Origin of the sequence: Bacillus sp. LUNF1 (assembly GCF_011008975.1) — a bacterium.
GTDB classification, from domain to species: Bacteria; Bacillota; Bacilli; order Bacillales; family Bacillaceae; genus Bacillus; species Bacillus velezensis.
On record NZ_CP048876.1, the window covers coordinates 455448 to 474599 of the forward strand.

Consider the following 19152-nt stretch of genomic DNA (forward strand, 5'->3'; position numbering starts at 1 on the left):
TTTTTGTTTGTTGAGGCGACTTGGCTTGCATATAGCCGTCCTAAACGGAAACGGAGATTGTGAATAACCACAGCTGGCGAGCGATGGCTGATAAAAAACTTAAGAAGGACCAGGACAGTTCATAACAAACGTGGTTCGCACATCAGCATCGCCCAGCCCTTATCAGCAAAAACAGGAACTAAGACCAGCGGGGCGACGTACACCGTCAAGAAAGGCGATGCTCTTTCTGTCATTGCACAGAAAAACGGCGTGAGCATGGCCACCCTGCAAAGGTTGAACGGCATCAAGAATCCGAATTTTATCAAAGTCGGCCAAGTATTAAAGCTGACGGATTCGGCCAGCCCCCAACAAAAGGCAAAAAATCATCTTACACGCTGCCTTCAGGCGTTTTTAAAGTGACAAGCCCCTTAACTAAGGGAACGTCCGTGAAACAGATACAGACAGCTTTGGCGGCTCTTTATTACTATCCGGACAAAGGGGCGAAGAATAACGGAATAGATGGTGCATACGGGTCGAAAACAGCAAATGCAGTCAAACGGTTCCAGTCCATGTATGGATTGACTGCTGACGGCATTTACGGGCCGAAAACGAAAGCAAGGCTTGGAGAAATGTTAAAATGGAAATAAAAAAGCAGGCTCTAAATTGCCTGCTTTTCTTTTTATTAGCCTAATTTCTCTTTTGAGATCTTATCCAAATTAGTAAAAAGTATATCCAGGCCCGAAAATAAGAAAGTTATGAAGAATGAAAGAAGAATTTCTCCACCTTGAAATATAGATATGTTTTCAATGATATTATTGGAAACATATTTAATTGAGAAGTAAACAGCAGCCCATGCAAAAATGAATTCAAGTATATAGGCTAACCAAGTAGGTAATTTAAAAATATGAGTAATTCCTTTTACAATTGCCATAAGGATTAGCATATAAATTAAAGCTAAAATACTTACGACGACAGAAAATATGTATAAGTCTGAAAGTGAACCATAGATGATATACTCTCCGAAAAAATGATTTACAGTTATAGCTACAAAATAAATAACTAGGCTAGGTACAGTTATAGCGAAGAACAGGGAGAATCCAATAAGCCCTATGAATGCTGCATGAGCTAAGTGGTTGGGTGGTGTATCCACAATCTCCTTTTTTAATAGAATCATAAAAATAAGAGATGAAATAACAAGACAGCATAGTATGGTGAGCAATACGGTAATAAAGATAGCCATGTTAACCTCCAATGAAAAAGTGCTATTAGAGTGAGTCTAACAGCACTTTAAATTTTAAATATGTTAAATCAAAGCAACAATGAATTTAGCTAAAGTGGTAGCTACATCTGTAGGAGCTCCGATAGCTTTAAAAGCTTTTGTAAATTGTTTTACACCCCAATTTTCACCTTTATCCATAATGTCGGCAACCTTTTTAGAATTTTTTCTAATCCATGCCGCAGCTTTAGGGGAGAAAGGCTTTAAGGCTTTTGATAAAAGCCATCCACCTGAACGGCAGGCAGCTCTGAAAGCCTTATAGGACCATGAAACTACACCTTGGGTTTGGTAGTCACCATTGAGAGCCGCTTTGGTTGGAATAGTGCCAGGCATTCCAGTTGGAATAGTTCCTGGTGCAGTTTTCGTTACCGGTACAGGAGTTGCGGTTCTGTTTTCAGCTGCTAAAGCACCTGAAGTACCCAAGAATGATGTAAGTAGAGTTGCGCTTAAAACTACAGGAATTACTTTCTTCTTCATATATATTTTCCTCCTAATAATTTATGAATAATAATAAAATGTTTCATCGCTAACGTTGTCCAATGAGCGAGGCTTTTAGCCTTGTCAGAAAGTCCAGACTTTTTAAGTGAAAGATAAATATCCTCTCCATGTCAGTACAACTCAAGGAAACATATTCGTTTAATAGCTTCTTTAAAACCAGTTCAAGCTAAAAGGGAAACGGCTTATCAATTATTATAAAAAATTGGTTTGGTAATTCCAGTGGCATTAGTAGTAATATCACGGTTTTCTTCAGCTAAGGATGTGGGGACAAAAGAAGTAGTTACAAGAGCTAAAGATGTGGCAAATAGAATACCATTAGCTACGGGTTTAAAGAAAAACCCTCCCTTAGGAATGTAATCTGCCAGCGGAATGCAAGACTATGTATTTAGGATAGTCCTATATTCTCCGCTTTGAATATTTTTCCACCTCCTTCAGATACCATTCTATCAATAGGTATTTTTTGGGTAAATAGTATTTTTATACAGTATTTAATGTTGAGTTATAATTTACCTGAGGCTTGTTTAAAAACAAGTTAATCAAAGTGATTATGACGCAAAAGAGAATTGCGGTTTTTTTTCGTTTTCACTTTTTGTTCAAATAGTTATAATATTACAAAAATAGTGATTAGAGGGAGAGGTATATATGGATCAAGTTTTGCCGTCGTCCCAAGTTGGTGTCAAGATCAATGAATGGTACAAAATGATTCGCCAGTTCAGTGTGCCTGATGCTGAGATTTTAAAGGCTGAAGTAGAACAGGAAATAGAGGAGATGGAAGAGGATCAGGATTTGCTTGTCTTTTATTCATTGATGTGCTTTCGTCACCAATTGATGTTAGATTCCTTGGAGCCGGAAGACAGATATAGAGATCGCCCTACAGTCGACGAACTGCTTGAAAAAATAGAAAAACCACAAAAAAGACTTACAGGCCTCTTGAAATATTACTCATTGTTTTTTCGTGGAATGTATGAATTTGATCATAAAGAGTATGTTGAAGCGATAAGCTATTATCGCAAAGCAGAGAGAGAGTTGAATGCTGTATCAGATGAAATGGAGCAAGCTGAATTTCATTACAAAATAGCTGATGCCTATTATCAAATTGATCAGCACTTTGTTTCCCTCAATCATTTAAAAAAAGCCAAGCAATTGTTTGAAAAAAGTCAACTATACAAAGTGAAAGTGATTGGCTGTAATATGATGGTCGGTGCTAACATGTACGATATGTACAGGCTGACGGAGGCAGAATCATATTATCGGGAAGCATTAAGTATCGCCCGTGGCTTGGATGAGGAAAAAGTGAAAAGAATTATCGGAGTGATCTTTCATAACTTAGGCTTAGTTTATTTAAGAGGGAAAAATTTGATTGCTGCTGAAGAGAATTTCAAAAAGGCAATAGACGTGAAAGAACATATTGATACAGTGTATGGAGTGAGATCATTATATATGATGGCGAATGTCCTGTACCAATGTGATAAAGCCAAGGAAGCACGTTTCTTTTATGAAACGGCTCTAAATCGTGCTCGGACTTCTAATGAAGAAGAATATTTGGCTAAATTAAAAATCATTAATTCATTATACGAAGAATATAATGAAACAGCAGTGAAACAAAGCTTAGGCTACTTAGAAGGGAAACGCCTTTGGTCTGATTTCGCAGAGCTGACTGAAAAATTAGGTGACTTTCATTTTGAGAAGAGAAACTATGCAGAGGGAAGAAACTTTTTAAAGAAAACCATACACGCCCAAACACAAATACTTAAGGTTACGGAGGCTATATAATGAAAAAGGTTATAATCAGCTCCGCTTTAATCGCTATTCTTTTCACTGGATTATTAAGTGTAACAAATGTTTATACTGCTGAAATGAGTGATTCTGGAACTTTCCACATCGCTGAAAAAGCTATAAATATTTAAGTATTCTCCAATTTTTGACCTCCATCTTTTAAGACTGGGGGATTTCTTTTTCTTATCCAGTAATCAACATACGCAGCCTCATAAGGTTCTTAAGCGTTACTTGTATTGCGTTCACTTTTCCGTTTTGCTGTGATGATTTCTTGAACGATGCATGCATGAGAAAGACGCCGTCCATTTTTAAGCCTTTCTTCAATCATTCAAGGAAAAACAAAGGAGCTATCGAGAAGATTTCGACCTTGATAAACAGGCTGCATGCCTGTTTATTTTTTTTGTTTGTTGAGCGACTTGGCTTGCATTTAGCCGCCCTAAACGGAAACGGAGATTGTGAAAAACCACAGCTGGCGAGCGATGGCTGATCAAGAAACTTATGAAGGACCAGTGCTCAGTGCAATTCATCTCAAGAACAGCCAGAGAGCGGTCACAACAGCGATCATAAAGTAATCTCCCTCATTCAGTGTAGTTCCATTTTTGACAAACACATGTGCCGTCCGGTTTGTCTTTGTCCCTTTCAAGGTTTTAAGCGCAATGTTCTTCCCTATATTGTAATAAACAATTTTAAATAGATAATATGCCAGCGAACAGAGTAAAAAGAGCAACATGAACTTGCCAATAAACAATATCATGTTTTATTACTCCCTTTTGCAGTTTTTTCGTATGAATATATGACGGAAAAGTCAGGATGTTATATAAAAGGAGAAGTATTTTACGGAGACTGGTGTTATTCATTAATGAATGGCTCATCGAAACATCTCCAGATCCGGAATCATTTCAAAACGAAAGAGAAGCCCGAGGATTATTAAAAAACAGTCCCTAATTTGTCCGCTTTTTTTTGAAAATATGATCCAAGATGAACATAAAGAGGGTGAATAAGAAGGACACCGTAATCATATCTATCAGAGATATATTAGAGGTTCTTTTTATTAACAGCAGCCATACCACCTGCAAAACGAAATAAATAGAAAAATAGGATATATATGTCATGATCCTCATATTTGTTACCCCCTTAGCCTAATTTCTCTTTTGTGATCTTATCCAAATTAGTGAAAAGGATATCCAATCCCGAAAATAAGAAAGTGATGAACAATGAAAGAAGAATTTCTCCGCCTTGAAATATAGATATGTTCTCAATGATATGATTGGAAACGTATTGAATTGAGAAGTAAACAGCAGCCCATGCAAAAATGAATTCAAGGATGTAGGCTGACCAAGCAGGCAATGTCAAAACATGAGTCATTCCTTTTACAATTGCCGTAAGGATAAGCATATAAACTAAAGCTAAGATACTGACGACGACAGAAAATATGTATAAGTCTGAAAGTGAACCATATATGATATATTCTCCGAAAAAATGATTTACAGTTATAGCTGCAAAATAAATAACTAGGCTGGGTACAGTTATAGCGAAGAACAGAGAGAATCCAATAAGCCCTATGAATGCTGCATGAGCTAAGCGGTTTGGCGGTGTATCCACGATCTCTTTTTTTAATAGAATCATAAAAATAAGAGATGAAATCACAAGGCAGCATAAGAAAGTGAGCAGAACAGTAAAAAAGACAGTCATGTGACATCTCCAATGAAAAAGTGCTATTAGAGTGAATCTAACAGCACTTTGCATTACTTCATACGTATTTTCCTGACGATCATTTATGAATGATTTTAAAATGCTTTCATTGCTAAAGTTGTCAATTGAGCGAGGTTTTTAGCCTGGCTGTCAGAAAGTCCGGACTTTTTAAGTGAAAGATAAAGATTCTTTTCCACGTCAGCCCAGCTTAAGGCGACATACTCGTTCAGCATTTTCTTTAAAACCGGTTCTATGTGTTCATTGAAAACGGATTCGAGTTCATTTCTTATTTTCTTTCCTGCTAATTTTTCAACAAGATTGAATAATTTTGTTTTATTTTTCAGCACTTCTCTGATTACATCTTTGACTGGTTTTGACACAGATGCATCGCTTTGTGCTTTAAGTCCGTAGGAAAATTGCGTATCAGTCTGATAAAAAAATGATTTGGCCGTTCCAGTGGCATTGGCAGTATTATTATGATTTTCTTTAGCTAAGGATGCGGGGACAAAAGCAGTAGTTACAAGGGCTAAAGATGCGGCAAACAGAATGCCTTTAGCTGCGTGTTTAATGGGAAATCCTCCTTTAGAAATGTAGTGTAGAGAGAAATGAAAGACTATGTATTTAGGCGGGACCGATATGATCCGCTTTGAACATTTTCCCCTCTCAGATACCATTCTATCAATAGGTATTTTTGGGGTAAATAGGATTTTAATACAGTATTTTTCTTATAATTCAAAATCTTCTTTAGCAGGATTCATTTTGGCTGCAGTTTCGATGATGGGACATGGGCTGAAGCCTATATAACACATGTACAGGCTGTTTGAGGCGGAATCACATTATCGGAGCGGTTTTATAATTTAGGGTTAATGAATAAAAATAAACAGGCGGCATGCCTGTTTATTTTCGTTTGCGTGAAAGAGCGAAGAAAAACGGGAAGGCAGAGCCGGCCAATAACGTACCGAATAAAAACATGCCCCCGATGAACACATGATAGTTCACCCCGCCGATCCAAAGCCCCGTAATTAAGGAAACGATGCTTAATGCGATCATGAAAAAGCCGGGAATCAGACGTTTCTTACCCGTTGTCCGATAAGCAATAAGAGAACAGAAGATGCCGATGACAATCGGCACAATCCACAGATAAAAAAGGATAAATACTGACATAAGCAAAACTCCGATTTTTCTTCTATCATACCAAAAACGCCCGGAAAAAGATACGAACGGCACCCGGCGTCAAAAGAAAAACCGGCCGCTATGGCCGGTTTTTTTCTAACGGAATGAATCGTAGATCACAAACAAATTAAGCGCGATCACTAAAACCGCAATCAGCCAGGCAAGAGCCGTCACCCATCTTCGGTTCGTCAGGGCGCCCATCAGGCGTTTATTGCTTGTAAACATAATCAGCGGCACGAGAGCAAAGGAGATGCCGAATGAAAGAACGACCTGGCTCCATACGAGCGCTTCTGTGGCGTTGACCCCTGAGATAATGATGATCATCGGGGGAATGATGGTAATGAAACGCCGCAAGTAAAGCGGGATACGGTAACGGATGAAGCCCTGCATGATAATATCGCCTGACAATGTGCCGACAGAAGAGCTTGAAAGCCCTGCGGCCAGCAGCCCGATCCCGAAGAGAATGGCTGAAGCCGGTCCGATATAGTGGCCGAATTGCTGATAAGCCACGTCTAAATCTTCTACATACAGCCCGTTCTTGAAGAAAAGCGCGGCAGCGACGATGAGCATGCTTGCGTTAATCGCCCCGGCGATCACCATCGCGATGAGAATGTCAATCGTCTCGAATCTAAAAATCTTTTTCCGCTCACTATCCGTTTTTCCGACGACACGGCGCTGTGTCAGTGCGGAATGTAAGTAAATGGCATGCGGCATCACGGTTGCGCCGAGTATCCCGGTTGCCAAGAGCACACTGTCCATTCCGTCAATTTTCGGGATAAACAGCCCTTCGAGAACGGAAGCGGCGTCAGGTTTGGCAAAGAAGGTTTGCAGAGCGAAGGCGATCACCACGACAAACAGAAGTCCGGCGATGCCCGCTTCCAGCGCCCGGTAACCCCGGCGCTGCAGCTCTAAAATCGCGAATGATCCGATCGCCGCGATAATGGCCGCTTCAACCATCGGTATGCCGAACAGCAGGTTGAGTCCGAGCGCCGCCCCGATAAATTCTGCCAGATCAGTTGCCATAATCACCAGTTCACCCTGTATCCACAGCCCGGCTGATACCCATTTCGGATACCGGTCTCTGGCGATTTCCGGAAGGTTTTTACCCGTGGCAATGCCGAGCTTCGCGGAAAGAACTTGGATTAAAAAAGCCATCAAGTTTGAAAAGAGGATGACCCACAGCAGCATATACCCAAATTTCGAACCAGCTGAGATATTCGTAGCGAAGTTTCCCGGATCAATGTAGGCAATCGCCGCGATAAAGGCTGGGCCTAAGAAAGGCAGAAGCCGCTTGAATCCCTTGCTTTTGCCGTCAAGTGCATCCTGCACGGCTTTTGCTTGCAGTGATTGTGCTGAGATGTCTTTGCTCATTATGTCTCACCTAAATTCCGATAGATTTTTAGCTAAATAACAAAAAGTTTCCTAGACGCAAATTATTTTATCTACATCATAAATCTGCTATTATGAGATGTCAAGTTCTTTATGTTCAATAAACCGGCACATAGATGCCCTGTTTTATCTATGATATGTATCCCGCCGAAGAAAGGTCCGAAAATGAAAACGGCATCGTTCCGGGAAAGAAGCGATGCCGTTCGCAAAGCGTGTTTCCGCGTCCGATCATGCGCGGATGCGTTGAGCGTTCTTTTAAAAAGATGAAAAGAGGACACTTGCTCATATAACTTCACAACTTCCTGTCCGCCCAACTGATCCTTAGAAAAAGACGCTGTATTTCCTCCGTTTTCCCGGGTAAATAGAATAATAATGTTTCTTTCCATTGGAAGATAAAACCTTTCTGTACCATTCAAATGACCTCCGGAAAAACTCGGACCGCTCTGAATAAACGTTTGAATCAACGATATATCAGTGATTCCAGTCCAATAAACCGCTGTTATTTATCAAATAAAGAATCGGCATGGTCACTTGCGAAGAAAAGAAGTTGGAGCATTAGACTTATTTCAGTCTCCCGGGCAAAAAAGTATAATAACGTCAGGAAAGCTTTCCAGCCATATGATAAAAGAGGGGGAATTTTCTTGGTACGTCGTTTGTCGATCATTTCTTTCGCCATGATTTTTGCTGTTTCTTTATTCGCTTTTGGCGGCTCTGCATCAGCAGCAGCTTTCAAACCTAAAGCTGAACCGGACGTTTCCATTTTAGCCAGCGGGGGTACAGTTGGTATTTACGGTGCTAATATGCGCTCATGCTCTAAGGTCAGCTGTTCAACGATCACAACATTCTCAAGCGGTAAAAAAATTACAGGTTCTTGGGTAACCGGAGAATATGTTCAAGGCCACTACACGAATTCTAATAAATGGCTGAAAGTCACGTATGCAGGAGCGACAGGCTACGTTTCAGTCACCACACTATCTTATTATTACGGTTTATAAGCAGAAAAACCTCGTTCTCTTGAGAGCGGGGTTTTTCCTTTATTCCGATTCAATTTCCGCGTTTCGTTTCATCATCGTGTTTCATCAGCTGATCAATTTCTTCTTTAGAAGCGTTTTTTTTCCACTCTTTCGCCTGACTTGTCGCAATGGGAATGGCCCGTCCTTCTTCATAACCCTCATCTACCATCGCATTCGCGATTTCGATCGCTTTTTTCTTCACAGGTTCCTCGAGATTCTTCAATGATTGCGGATAATCCTTCATAGACCAAGGCATGTCTATCACTCCTTTATGAAAAGTGTTTCCCGCCTGAAGAAAAAGAAAACCGCCTCATCAAAAAGAATGACAGCTATTTTTACGAGAGACCAGCAATTTCCGAATAAAATATAAAGGATAAAGAAGCAAGTACAGATTGAATGCCCACCACATAAAATCAAAATCACCGATAAATACCCAAAAGGCAATCGCTTGCAGGCCTGAACAAAAGGTCAGCACAAGTGATATTAATGCGAAAGAGCGCCATAACGCATGTTTCCGTTTATAAAGAAACAAGCTGTACAGCCCGGTTATCGAAATGAAAATATCTAAGGGAAAGAATGACCAGTTCCAGGCCATTATCATGGCGTTATCATAATCTTTAAACACCATGTTTTTTGGAATCCACTCAAAAAAAGTAACAATCCAATAAACGATAAATCCAATATCTGTGATGAGGAAGAGAACCTTTAACCCTTTCATCATCTGTTTCTGTCCGTATGAACGCTGATGCCGTTTGATGACGTTTCACTTTCAGAAATAAAGTTTAAGGAAACAACACCGATGATGATCAGAAGAACAGAGACAGCTTTTATGACAGAGAACTGTTCATGAAAGAAAAAAATTCCGATCGCGGAAATCAGCACGATCCCCATTCCCGACCAGACCGCATACGCGATGGAGACACTTATATATTTCAAAGTCAAAGTAAGAAAACAAAGGCTGCCGATATAAAACAATAATAATAAAATACTTGGGACAAGTTTTGTAAATCCATTTGATAATTTCATGCTGACCGTACCCAATACTTCAAAAATGATCGCTAAACTTAAATAAATCCATTGCATTCAACATTCTCCTTCAATCGTATTATTCAAAATTATACAATATATAGAATTTGAAGAAAATTAAACAATGGAATGTTTTCCGGATAAAAAATCCGGCCGGGTGTAAAAAGAAAACGCCATAAAGGTATACTATGAACAAAGAAATCAGAAAGGACGTGCAGGACGGGTGACAGAAGAGCGGACAGACCTGGAAAGACAACTGAGAGACATTCAAAAATGGGAAAAGGCGCAGCAGAGGGTGATGTTCTGGCAAACATTCACCCGCTTGCCGTTTCAGCTTTTGGACAAGCTGACACCGCAATTTATTCAGAGGAAAATCGGACTCATTCTCGATGAAACGGGAACGTTTATTCAGTCAGGCGGACAGTACCTTACATCAGAAAAGCGCATCATGAAAAAGTTTCAAAAACGGCTGCCGCACGGTACATGTCAAACGCTTCACGACATCCGCAATGCGCCGCTTGCCGTCATGGACGAAATCGCAGAAGCCATAGCGCGTACAAGCGTAAAGGCCGCGACGGTGCAGGGAGCCGCAACGGGAGTCGGCGGTGTATTCACGCTGGCGGCAGACATTCCGGCGATGCTCGGCCTGTCCTTAAAGACGCTGCAGGATATCGCGGTTGCTTACGGCTTTGATCCGAAAGACAAAAAAGAACGCGTGTTTATCGTCAAATTGCTCCAGCTTGCATCCAGTGACGTCATCGGAAAAAAAGCGATCCTGCAAGATTTACGGCAATATGATCAAAACGACCGCGCCTATCAGCGCGTCGCCTCGCAAATCCAAGGCTGGCGGGAAGTCGTTTACAGCTACCGCGATACGTTCGCCGCGAAAAAACTGCTGCAAATGGTTCCGGTCGCGGGCATCATCTTCGGCGCGTCCGCCAACCGTTCAGCTTTAGAAAGCATCGCGGAAACAGGCACCATGCTTTATAAAAAACGCCGGATTCTAAAACGCATGCACGATACAGAATGATAAAAACCACCCGAAAACACATTCAATGTGTTTTCTTTGTTTAGCAGTTCTGAAATCGGGAAACCAACAACCAACACCAATTAAAGGAGGAATTCAAAAATGGCACAAGATAATAACAAAATGAGCAGAGAAGAAGCAGGTAAAAAAGGCGGAGAAGCGACAAGCAATAACCATGACAAAGAATTCTATCAGGAAATTGGTCAAAAAGGCGGAGAAGCAACAAGCAAAAATCACGACAAAGAATTCTATCAGGAAATCGGTGAAAAAGGCGGAGAAGCAACAAGCAAAAATCACGACAAAGAATTCTATCAGGAAATCGGTGAAAAAGGCGGAGAAGCAACAAGCAATAACCATGACAAGGATTTCTATCAAGAAATCGGCCAAAAAGGCGGAGAAGCAACAAGCAAAAATCATGACAAAGATTTTTATAAGGAAATCGGCCAAAAAGGCGGAAACAGACGAAGCAGCTAATAAAAGCATAAAAGGCAGACAACCTGCAGATCAAAAGCGATCCGGCGCATCAGCTGGATCGCTTTTTATTTTGGGAAAATCTTGATCTGAGCCGCCGTTGCGATACAATAAAATGAAAAAGGGGTTTTTCACTCGTGTCTGACATGCTGAATTTGCTCGCTATCGCCAATAAAGTCAAAGAAAAACACGACAATTTTTCAATCGCGGAGATCAATGACCACTGTGTGCGCCTCGCAGTGTTTACGGGAGAATATGACTGGCACCATCACCCTGACTCAGATGAATGGTTCATCGTTCTGGAAGGTGAGCTGCTGATCGATTTTAAGGACAAAGAAACCGCAGTGCTCAAAGCAAATGACAGCCTGCTCATCCCGAAAGGCACGATTCACCGCACCCGCTCATACGTCAGAACCGTGAATCTCTGTGTCGAGCATACGCATGCGAAAACAGTCATCACAGAGGAACGGTCATGCTGATCAAGAAGATTGTATGTGAAACAGACGCTGCAAACGCTGAAGCATTTGCGCAAGCACAGTCAAGGTGGGGAGCATTATCATGTGTAAATGGCTTCGTCAAACAGGCCGGCGGGTGGCGGAAAAACGCAGACGGCCTGTTCATCGCAGAGATCATCAGCGTTTGGGAGAACAGACAGGCCTATGATGATTTTATGGGGAACGAACATGACCGCATATACGAAGAAATCGAGCAGAAGGCTGCGATTCTTTCAATAGAAGTGATGCTGTACGAAGAGGATGAAGCTATCATTCACGAGCTGTTACATCACCCGGACATCCGATACGAACCGGACTGGACGGTTCAGAAGGCATAATGAAAGCCCAAAACAGTTTGTTTTGGGCTTTGTCTTTACTCGCGTCCGGGAAGCGTGTTGTGGACATACGGCGGGACGGGATCCAGCTTAGCTATTTCGCCGTGCGCTTTCGGTTCCTTTTCGTATTCAAATGGTTCTCCGTCCGGCGCTGTTTCCTTCAGCCAATTTTGTTCAGCGCTTTCTGCTCCATCTGAGAAATGAATAAGCTTATGGGAGAATGACTGTTTTTCCAGCGCCTTCGGGAATGTGGAAGGAACGATCGGACCTTCCTGTTCTTCTAATTCTTTAATGGCCGCAAGCCATTGGTTTTGATGCATGGTATCGCGGGCCAATAAAAAGCTGAGCATATCTTTCACGCCTTTATCATCGGTCATTTCATACAGGCGTGCGACTTGAAGCCTTCCTTGTGATTCGGCGTTCAGATTGGCCCGGAAGTCTGCCAGAAGGTTTCCGCTTGCGACGATATAGCCTGCGCTCCACGGAACGCCCGTGCTGCTCTCCGGCATTGCGCCGAGTCCTGAGACAATTGCATGATGCGGATTCATCCCGCCTAAAATGGACCCGATGACCGGATCATCAGCCGCTTTTTCCTGCTCTGCCAGCGGGGCGTCTTCTAACAGTCTCGCAATCATCGTCGCGATCATTTCGACATGGCCGATTTCTTCCGTCGCGGTATCCATCAGAAGATCCTTATATTTTTCATTGCCCCGTGTATTCCATCCTTGGAACAAATATTGCATGGCGACGGATATCTCCCCGTATTGTCCCCCTAAAATTTCCTGCATCTTTTTTGCGAACAGCGGGTCAGGACGATCCGGTTTAGCCGGATGCTGCAGTTTTTTCGTATGTGTAAACATGTCTCCATCTCCTTTTTTGCTCTGTCCCTATTTACTTCCCCGGCGGGAAAAGGGATGAAACGGAGATGGGCGTATTGGTCCTGCTAAGGCTCGCGGCGCAAGGATAACAAATCCTGCACAAGCCCGCGGCCGATCACCTGTTCATATTGTCCGTAAATCGGGTCGAGGCGTTGCATCCATGTGTTCTTTTCCGCTTTGCTCAGCACATGAATATGAATGGATGAATTCTTCTTTATCTCTTCAAGCTGGTCTTTATTCATTTTCTCAGCGGAGGCTTCGTTCCATTCCGTCGTTTCTCTCATCGCCTCCGTTAAGATGGCTCTCGTTTTTTCTGTCTGCGAATTCCAGAAATGCTCGTCGGTCATCACGGCATAACCGAGGTACCCGTGATTGCTGATTGTCAAATAATCTTGAACATTATAAAATTTTTTAGAATAGATATTTGAAATCGTATTTTCTTCTCCGTCTACAAGATTGCTTTCCAAGAGCTGAAACGTGGAATTAAAGGAATCCTGCCGCGGGTGCGCGCCGAGCAGACGGTATTGGTCTTCGATCACGCTGCTCGGCATGATCCTGAGCGCCTGTCCTTTCAAATCGTCCGGAGTGAAGATCGGTCCTTTATTTGACGTAAGCTGCTTAAATCCGTTCGTCCAGTACGCCAGTCCTTTCAAATGATGCTTTTCTAATGAAGCGAACAGGCGTGTGCCGATTTTGCCGTTGAGGCCTTCTTGCACGGCTTTATAGTTTGTAAACGCGTACGGCAGATCCAAAACACCCCATTCGGGAGACAGTGATCCGAGCTTTGAGGTGGAGGGAGCGATGAATTGCACGTCCCCGTTTTGGAGGGCGTTTATTTCTTCATTATCTGAATAGAGGCTCCCGTTTGGAAACACCTCTACTTTAATGGTGCCGCCGGACTTTTGATAGACAAGGTCGGCAAACTTATTCGCCGCCCGCCCTTTAGGCGTGTTTTCAGCAACGACATGGCTAAATTTGAAAACGATTTGATCTTTCAGGCCTTCCTGTTCGTCATCATAATACGGTTCATCCGTTGAGAAATGATCATGAAAGCCGATGAATAAAGCGGTTCCGATACCGAGTACCATCAGGCTGAGACAAGTCAGCAAGCTTTTCATCGAAAACCCCCTCCGCCATTTTCTATAACAAGCATAATCGGGCGGGCCGTTTTCGTAAAGAGACGGAAAGGAAGAGGCCAATGACGAAAAAAAAGCTCACCATCCGCTGGAAAATCACCATACTTTCTTATATCGTCGTGCTTTTTACCTTTTTGATCGTCGGCATCGTGCTGATCGGCAATATTCAGCATACAGAGGAGCGCGAGCTAAAAAAACGGCTGATGAATACCGCGCGGACGGTATCTGAGATGACCGATGTCAAACGCGCCCTCGAGCAGAAAAAACAAAGGGATGACGTGCGCCATGCGGTCGAAGAAATAAGGATCATCAATGAAGCGGACTACATCGTCGTCATGGATATGGATCATATCCGCTATTCGCATCCCGTCAGCACAATGATCGGAAAGCGTTCAAGGGGTGAGGACGAAGCCGCGGCGTTCGCCGAGCACATTTATTTTTCCGAAGCAAAGGGAGAGATCGGCACCGCCGTCCGCGCTTTTTATCCCATCAAAGACCGGGATTTGAATCAGATCGGCGTCGTTCTGGCCGGTAAAGCGCTGCCCGGATTCGGTGAAATTCTTCTTCAGCTGAAACATGAAATACTGTTTATCGTTCTGCTGGCGCTCGGGTTCGGACTGGCCGGCTCCTTTTTACTGGCCCGCCACATCAAAAAACAAATGTTTTGGCTGGAGCCCCATGAGATCGTGAGAATGTATGAGGAACGGACCGCTACGTTTCATTCAATGAATGAGGGCGTCATCGCGATCGATAACCAGCATCACATCACCATTTTTAATGAAAAAGCGAAGCAGATATTCAATGTCAGACAAGAGACCGATGGCAGGCTGATCTGGGACGTGTTAAAAGATTCGCGGCTCCCTGAGATCGTCGAGCGGAACCGAGCCGTATACAATGAAGAAATCCAAGTCAGCGGAAAGGTGATCATGAGCAGCAGAATTCCGATCGTCATGAAAAAGAAGGTCATCGGAGCCGTCGCCATTTTTCAGGACAGGACGGAAGCGGCGAAAATGGCGGAAGAACTGACCGGTGTGAAAAATTTTGTCGATGCGCTCAGAGTTCAAAATCATGAACATATGAACAAGCTTCACACCATCGCGGGACTGATTCAGCTCGGAAAATCAGAAAAAGCGCTCCAGCTTGCTTTTAAGGAATCGTCAGAACAAGAAAGCGTCACCGATTTTCTTCATCAGGCCATTCAGAATGACGCTGCGGCGGGGCTGCTGTTAAGCAAAATCAAAAGAGGAAAAGAGCTTGGCATCTCTGTGAAAATTGATGAAAACAGCAGTTTCTCGGCATTTCCGGAGCATGTCGACCAGCATGACATTGTCGTCCTGCTCGGCAATTTAATCGAGAATGCGTTCGGCGCATTCGAAACAGCGGACACGGAGGACAAACATATTGACATCAGTATCGAGCAAAATGATGAGGTGCTTGCTATATTAATAGAAGACAACGGAAGCGGGATTTCCGATCAGCACATTCCGCGCCTTTATGACAAAGGGTTTACCGTCAATAAAACGGGAGGAACGGGATACGGCTTGTACCTCGTCAAACAAATCGTCGACAAAGGGATGGGCGTCATTGAAGTCGACACACGGCAGGGACAGGGAACGGCATTTTCTATTTTATTTCCGATGAAGGGAGAGGAATCATTCGATGGACATCAAGGTACTGCTTATTGAAGATGATCCGATGGTGCAGGAGGTGAATAAAGAATTTATCACCGGTGTTTCGGGGTTCAGCGTAATCGCCACGGCCGCTGACGGAGACGAGGGAATCAGGCTTATAAAAGATCTGCGGCCCGGGCTCGTGGTATTAGACGTATACATGCCGAAAAAAGACGGAATTAAAACGCTCCAGGAAATCAGAAAACAAAAGCTCGAAGTGGACGTCATCATCGTCTCGGCCGCAAAAGACAAAGAAACAATCCAGCTTATGCTGCAAAACGGTGCGGCCGACTATATTTTGAAGCCGTTTAAGCTGGAGCGGATGAGACAGGCGCTCGAAAACTATAAACAATATAAACGGAAAATTGAAGAGCATGACACCATGTCGCAAGAGCAGCTTGACATGCTGCTTAAAATTCCGCAAAATCCGTCCAGGGATCTGCCGAAGGGGTTAAATCATTTTACGATGAATGAAATTTTGACCTATATGAAACAGCAGACGGAGCCGCTTTCAGCTGAAGAAGCCGCCAAAGCGCTCGGGATCGCAAGGGTGACGGCGCGGCGTTATCTTGATTTTCTTGAGAAAGACGGCCAGATTAAGCTCGACATTCAATACGGGGGAGTGGGCCGGCCGGTTAACCGCTACAAATTCGTCCGCTAGCCGAGACCAAAAAGACCAAAATGTCCGTTATGATCATAAGCTTCCCCTCTTCGTATGAAAACGCTATCATTCTCGTATAGACGCAGCGAGAGGCAAGGGGGAGTAGGGATGAAAATTTTCAAAAATCTTACGGTGCAGGTCATCACGGCGGTGATCATCGGCGTCATTGTCGGACTTGTGTGGCCTGAGGCCGGGAAGCAGATGAAGCCGCTCGGCGATACATTTATCAATGCGGTAAAAATGATTATCGCACCGATCATATTCCTGACGATCGTGCTTGGCATCGCCAAGATGGGAGACATGAAAAAAGTCGGCAAAGTCGGGGGAAAAGCATTTATTTATTTTGAAGTCGTGACCACCATCGCCCTTATTATCGGACTTCTGGTCGTCAATATCATGAAACCCGGTGAGGGGCTTGATTACAGCAAGCTTGAAAAAGGGGATGTCTCTCAGTACACGCAAAACGGGGGACAGGGGATTGACTGGATTGAGTTTATCACTCACATCGTTCCGTCAAATATGGTTGACGCTTTCGCAAAAGGCGACATTCTTCAGGTCTTATTCTTTTCTGTTTTATTCGGTGTCGGCCTGGCGGCGCTCGGTGAAAGAGGCAAAAGCATTATTGATTTCTTTGATAAACTGTCGCACGTTTTTTTCAAAATCATCGGCTACATCATGCGCGCGGCGCCGATCGGCGCATTCGGGGCCATGGCCTATACGATCGGGCACTTCGGCCTTGATTCCATCAAGCCGCTGGCGAGTCTGATGCTGTCTGTATACGTTACGATGTTCCTGTTTGTATTTGTCGCTTTGAATATCATTTGCAAACTATTCGGTTTCAGCTTGTGGAACTATCTCCGTTTTATTAAAGATGAACTGCTCATCGTTCTCGGCACAAGCTCTTCTGAGTCCGTCCTTCCGCGGATGATGGATAAAATGGAGCGTTACGGCTGTTCCAAATCGGTTGTCGGCCTTGTCATTCCGACGGGATATTCTTTTAACCTGGACGGCACCTCGATTTATCTGTCCATGGCGACGGTTTTTCTGGCGCAGGTGTTCGGTGTTGACCTTACCATCGGCCAGCAGGTTACGATCATTCTCGTGCTGATGCTGACATCAAAAGGCGCGGCGGGCGTAACCGGAAGCGGATTTATCGTACTTGCCTCCACTTTATCGGCGCTTCAGGTTATCCCGCTGGAGGGACTGGCGCTGCTCCTCGGCGTTGACCGCTTTATGAGTGAAGGAAGGGCGATCGTCAACCTGATCGGAAACGGAATCGCCACCATCATCGTAGCCAAGAGCGAAAATGAGTTTGACGAAACGAAAAGCACACAGGCCGTAAAAGAAATGAAAACGGCGGTATAAAAGGAAAGGAACGGCATGCATCGGGCATGCCGTTCTTTTTTTCGGCCTCCATGAGTAAAAAAGATAAATTTGTTTAAATTTATTAGGAGGTGGACAAAGACCTTAGCGTCATTTTGTTATATAATTTACAATTAGAGAGTGAAAGATGAAATCTAAGGGCTTTTTGTCCTAGCAGGAGTGTATAAATGGCGGCTATTTTTAAATTTTTTCAGCATCCGGGTGTCAGACGTTTTTCCGTTTTTCTTGTTTTGACTGGGGTGTTAGTTGTATTCCGAAGTATGATTAATTTGATTTTGCTTACGTTTATTTTTACTTTTCTGATGGATCGGCTGGAGACTGTCATCCGGCACGTGTTGAACCATTTTTTCCGGATCAGCCAGAGGGTGGTCATCACCGTTTTATATATTGCGCTGGCTGTCGGGGCGACTGTCGGAGGCTTTGTCTTTTACCCGATTGTTGCCAAGCAGATTGAACAGCTGATTAAGCAGATCAAGCACATCGCGTATCATCCCGATGTCATTCCGTTTTATGATGAGATATCGAGCGTGTTCGGCGATATCAATATCGGTTCCTATGTAAAAGAAGGTTTTAATGTACTGTATACATACTTGGCCGATATCAGCACTTTCGGTTTGCAGGTCGTGATGTCACTGATTCTCAGCATGTTTTTCCTGTTCGAGAAAAAGCGGCTCACGGAGTTTATGAAAAAATTTCAGCACAGCAAGCTGTCTGTTTTTTACTACGAACTTGCTTATTTCGGCAGCAAATTTGCGAGAACATTCGGCAAAGTGCTTGAAGCCCAATTTATTATCGCGCTGGTGAACTGTATCCTCACCTTGATCGCATTGGCGATTCTGCATTTTCCGCAGCTGTTCGGCCTTTCAATCATGGTCTTTTTCCTCGGGCTCATTCCCGTGGCGGGTGTGGTGATTTCGCTCATTCCGCTCAGCATCATTGCGTATACGACGGGCGGCGCAGCGTATGTCATCTACATCGTGCTGGTCATTTTCGTCATCCATGCGATTGAGACGTACTTCCTTAATCCGAAACTGATGTCAGCGAAAACGGAACTGCCGATCTTTTTTACCTTTACGGTTCTGATTTTCTCGGAACATTTCTTCGGTATCTGGGGCTTGATTATCGGAATTCCGATTTTTGTGTTCCTGCTTGATATTCTGGATGTCGTCAATAATGAAGAAAAGGAAAAAAACGGACCGGTCCCGGATAAGACATAACGTCGGCTCCGGCTCTTCACGAATATATGACTAATGTTATAATGCAGACAGTGCCTAT

Annotated in this window: 22 protein-coding genes and 2 pseudogenes; 12 read left to right on the forward strand and 12 right to left on the reverse strand. The window is 43.4% G+C overall.

The features are described 5' to 3' along the window. Window positions 1-365 precede the first annotated feature (365 nt). Window positions 366-626: pseudogene (locus tag G4O42_RS20195) on the forward strand (peptidoglycan-binding domain-containing protein); the annotation flags it as partial. A gap of 35 nt (window positions 627-661) precedes the next feature. On the opposite strand, the gene G4O42_RS02300 reads toward G4O42_RS20195, so the two are convergent. Further along, window positions 662-1219, reverse strand: a complete 558-nt coding sequence (locus tag G4O42_RS02300) for a hypothetical protein (RefSeq protein WP_032872951.1) — start codon at window positions 1217-1219, stop codon at window positions 662-664. A 63-nt stretch (window positions 1220-1282) separates the two neighbouring features. After that, the gene (locus G4O42_RS02305) at window positions 1283-1732 is read right to left on the reverse strand and encodes a hypothetical protein (protein WP_049589365.1); all 450 of its coding nucleotides are present in this window, start codon (window positions 1730-1732) and stop codon (window positions 1283-1285) included. A gap of 663 nt (window positions 1733-2395) precedes the next feature. Here G4O42_RS02305 and G4O42_RS02310 point away from each other — a divergent pair. Together G4O42_RS02310 and G4O42_RS20080 are read left to right on the forward strand one after the other, a co-directional pair. Beyond that, a complete protein-coding gene (locus G4O42_RS02310; RefSeq protein WP_032872953.1) occupies window positions 2396-3526 on the forward strand; it encodes a Rap family tetratricopeptide repeat protein in 1131 nt (376 codons plus the stop codon). Continuing rightward, window positions 3526-3660, forward strand: a complete 135-nt coding sequence (locus G4O42_RS20080) for a hypothetical protein (RefSeq protein WP_255322095.1) — start codon at window positions 3526-3528, stop codon at window positions 3658-3660. Before G4O42_RS02310 ends, G4O42_RS20080 begins: the two co-directional genes overlap by 1 nt. A gap of 392 nt (window positions 3661-4052) precedes the next feature. Here the strand turns inward: G4O42_RS20080 and G4O42_RS19870 are convergent, their stop codons facing one another. The 5 genes from G4O42_RS19870 to G4O42_RS02335 all read right to left on the reverse strand — a co-directional run bounded on the left by G4O42_RS19870 (window position 4053) and on the right by G4O42_RS02335 (window position 7768). Next, window positions 4053-4283 (reverse strand): hypothetical protein, encoded by a 231-nt coding sequence (locus G4O42_RS19870; protein ID WP_032872955.1) that lies wholly within the window; start codon window positions 4281-4283, stop codon window positions 4053-4055. A 380-nt stretch (window positions 4284-4663) separates the two neighbouring features. Further along, window positions 4664-5221 (reverse strand): hypothetical protein, encoded by a 558-nt coding sequence (locus G4O42_RS02320; RefSeq protein ID WP_032872960.1) that lies wholly within the window; start codon window positions 5219-5221, stop codon window positions 4664-4666. Between the two features lie 95 nt (window positions 5222-5316). Beyond that, a complete protein-coding gene (locus tag G4O42_RS19805; protein WP_171006740.1) occupies window positions 5317-5895 on the reverse strand; it encodes a hypothetical protein in 579 nt (192 codons plus the stop codon). Between the two features lie 223 nt (window positions 5896-6118). Further along, entirely contained in the window at window positions 6119-6385 is a 267-nt protein-coding gene (locus G4O42_RS02330) for a hypothetical protein (protein ID WP_007609521.1), read from the reverse strand. 105 nt (window positions 6386-6490) lie between these two features. Beyond that, window positions 6491-7768 (reverse strand): Nramp family divalent metal transporter, encoded by a 1278-nt coding sequence (locus tag G4O42_RS02335; protein WP_087920751.1) that lies wholly within the window; start codon window positions 7766-7768, stop codon window positions 6491-6493. Window positions 7769-8424: 656 nt separating this feature from the next. Between G4O42_RS02335 and G4O42_RS02340 the strand changes: the two genes are divergently transcribed. Beyond that, window positions 8425-8778: a hypothetical protein gene (locus G4O42_RS02340; RefSeq protein ID WP_038457007.1), complete on the forward strand. Its 354-nt coding sequence runs from the start codon at window positions 8425-8427 to the stop codon at window positions 8776-8778. Between the two features lie 58 nt (window positions 8779-8836). Here the strand turns inward: G4O42_RS02340 and G4O42_RS02345 are convergent. The 3 genes and pseudogenes from G4O42_RS02345 to G4O42_RS02355 all read right to left on the reverse strand — a co-directional run. Continuing rightward, window positions 8837-9052, reverse strand: a pseudogene (locus tag G4O42_RS02345) (DUF2188 domain-containing protein); the annotation flags it as partial. Window positions 9053-9109: 57 nt separating this feature from the next. After that, window positions 9110-9517, reverse strand: coding sequence for a DUF5360 family protein (locus G4O42_RS02350; RefSeq protein ID WP_032872965.1), 408 nt, complete (start codon window positions 9515-9517; stop codon window positions 9110-9112). Beyond that, the gene (locus G4O42_RS02355) at window positions 9514-9879 is read right to left on the reverse strand and encodes a DMT family transporter (protein ID WP_007609539.1); all 366 of its coding nucleotides are present in this window, start codon (window positions 9877-9879) and stop codon (window positions 9514-9516) included. The genes G4O42_RS02350 and G4O42_RS02355 overlap by 4 nt, the downstream gene beginning before the upstream one ends. A gap of 166 nt (window positions 9880-10045) precedes the next feature. On the opposite strand from G4O42_RS02355, the gene G4O42_RS02360 reads away from it, so the two are divergent. From G4O42_RS02360 to G4O42_RS02375, 4 genes are all read left to right on the forward strand, one after another. Further along, window positions 10046-10852 carry an EcsC family protein gene (locus G4O42_RS02360; protein ID WP_032872967.1) on the forward strand — a complete coding sequence of 269 codons (807 nt, stop codon included), beginning with the start codon at window positions 10046-10048 and terminating at the stop codon, window positions 10850-10852. A 99-nt stretch (window positions 10853-10951) separates the two neighbouring features. Further along, entirely contained in the window at window positions 10952-11323 is a 372-nt protein-coding gene (gsiB, locus tag G4O42_RS02365; protein ID WP_007609544.1) for a glucose starvation-inducible protein GsiB, read from the forward strand. 134 nt (window positions 11324-11457) lie between these two features. Beyond that, window positions 11458-11799 carry a cupin domain-containing protein gene (locus tag G4O42_RS02370; RefSeq protein WP_014304387.1) on the forward strand — a complete coding sequence of 114 codons (342 nt, stop codon included), beginning with the start codon at window positions 11458-11460 and terminating at the stop codon, window positions 11797-11799. Continuing rightward, window positions 11793-12152 (forward strand): DUF4937 domain-containing protein, encoded by a 360-nt coding sequence (locus G4O42_RS02375; protein WP_032872968.1) that lies wholly within the window; start codon window positions 11793-11795, stop codon window positions 12150-12152. The genes G4O42_RS02370 and G4O42_RS02375 overlap by 7 nt, the downstream gene beginning before the upstream one ends. Before the next feature lie 35 nt (window positions 12153-12187). Here G4O42_RS02375 and G4O42_RS02380 read toward each other — a convergent pair whose 3' ends face one another. Then, window positions 12188-13009, reverse strand: coding sequence for a manganese catalase (locus tag G4O42_RS02380; protein WP_014416954.1), 822 nt, complete (start codon window positions 13007-13009; stop codon window positions 12188-12190). An 83-nt stretch (window positions 13010-13092) separates the two neighbouring features. Continuing rightward, complete coding sequence (locus G4O42_RS02385) at window positions 13093-14145, reverse strand: TRAP transporter substrate-binding protein (protein ID WP_032872970.1); 1053 nt, start codon at window positions 14143-14145, stop codon at window positions 13093-13095. 80 nt (window positions 14146-14225) lie between these two features. On the opposite strand from G4O42_RS02385, the gene G4O42_RS02390 reads away from it, so the two are divergent. The 4 genes from G4O42_RS02390 (at window position 14226) to G4O42_RS02405 (ending at window position 19094) form a co-directional block, all read left to right on the forward strand. After that, window positions 14226-15848: a two-component system sensor histidine kinase DctS gene (locus tag G4O42_RS02390; RefSeq protein ID WP_032872971.1), complete on the forward strand. Its 1623-nt coding sequence runs from the start codon at window positions 14226-14228 to the stop codon at window positions 15846-15848. Beyond that, window positions 15823-16494, forward strand: coding sequence for a two-component system response regulator DctR (locus tag G4O42_RS02395; RefSeq protein WP_003156219.1), 672 nt, complete (start codon window positions 15823-15825; stop codon window positions 16492-16494). Before G4O42_RS02390 ends, G4O42_RS02395 begins: the two co-directional genes overlap by 26 nt. Before the next feature lie 108 nt (window positions 16495-16602). Further along, window positions 16603-17859, forward strand: a complete 1257-nt coding sequence (dctP, locus tag G4O42_RS02400) for a C4-dicarboxylate transporter DctP (protein ID WP_032872974.1) — start codon at window positions 16603-16605, stop codon at window positions 17857-17859. 185 nt (window positions 17860-18044) lie between these two features. Next, complete coding sequence (locus tag G4O42_RS02405; protein WP_007410215.1) at window positions 18045-19094, forward strand: AI-2E family transporter; 1050 nt, start codon at window positions 18045-18047, stop codon at window positions 19092-19094. Window positions 19095-19152: the final 58 nt, after the last annotated feature.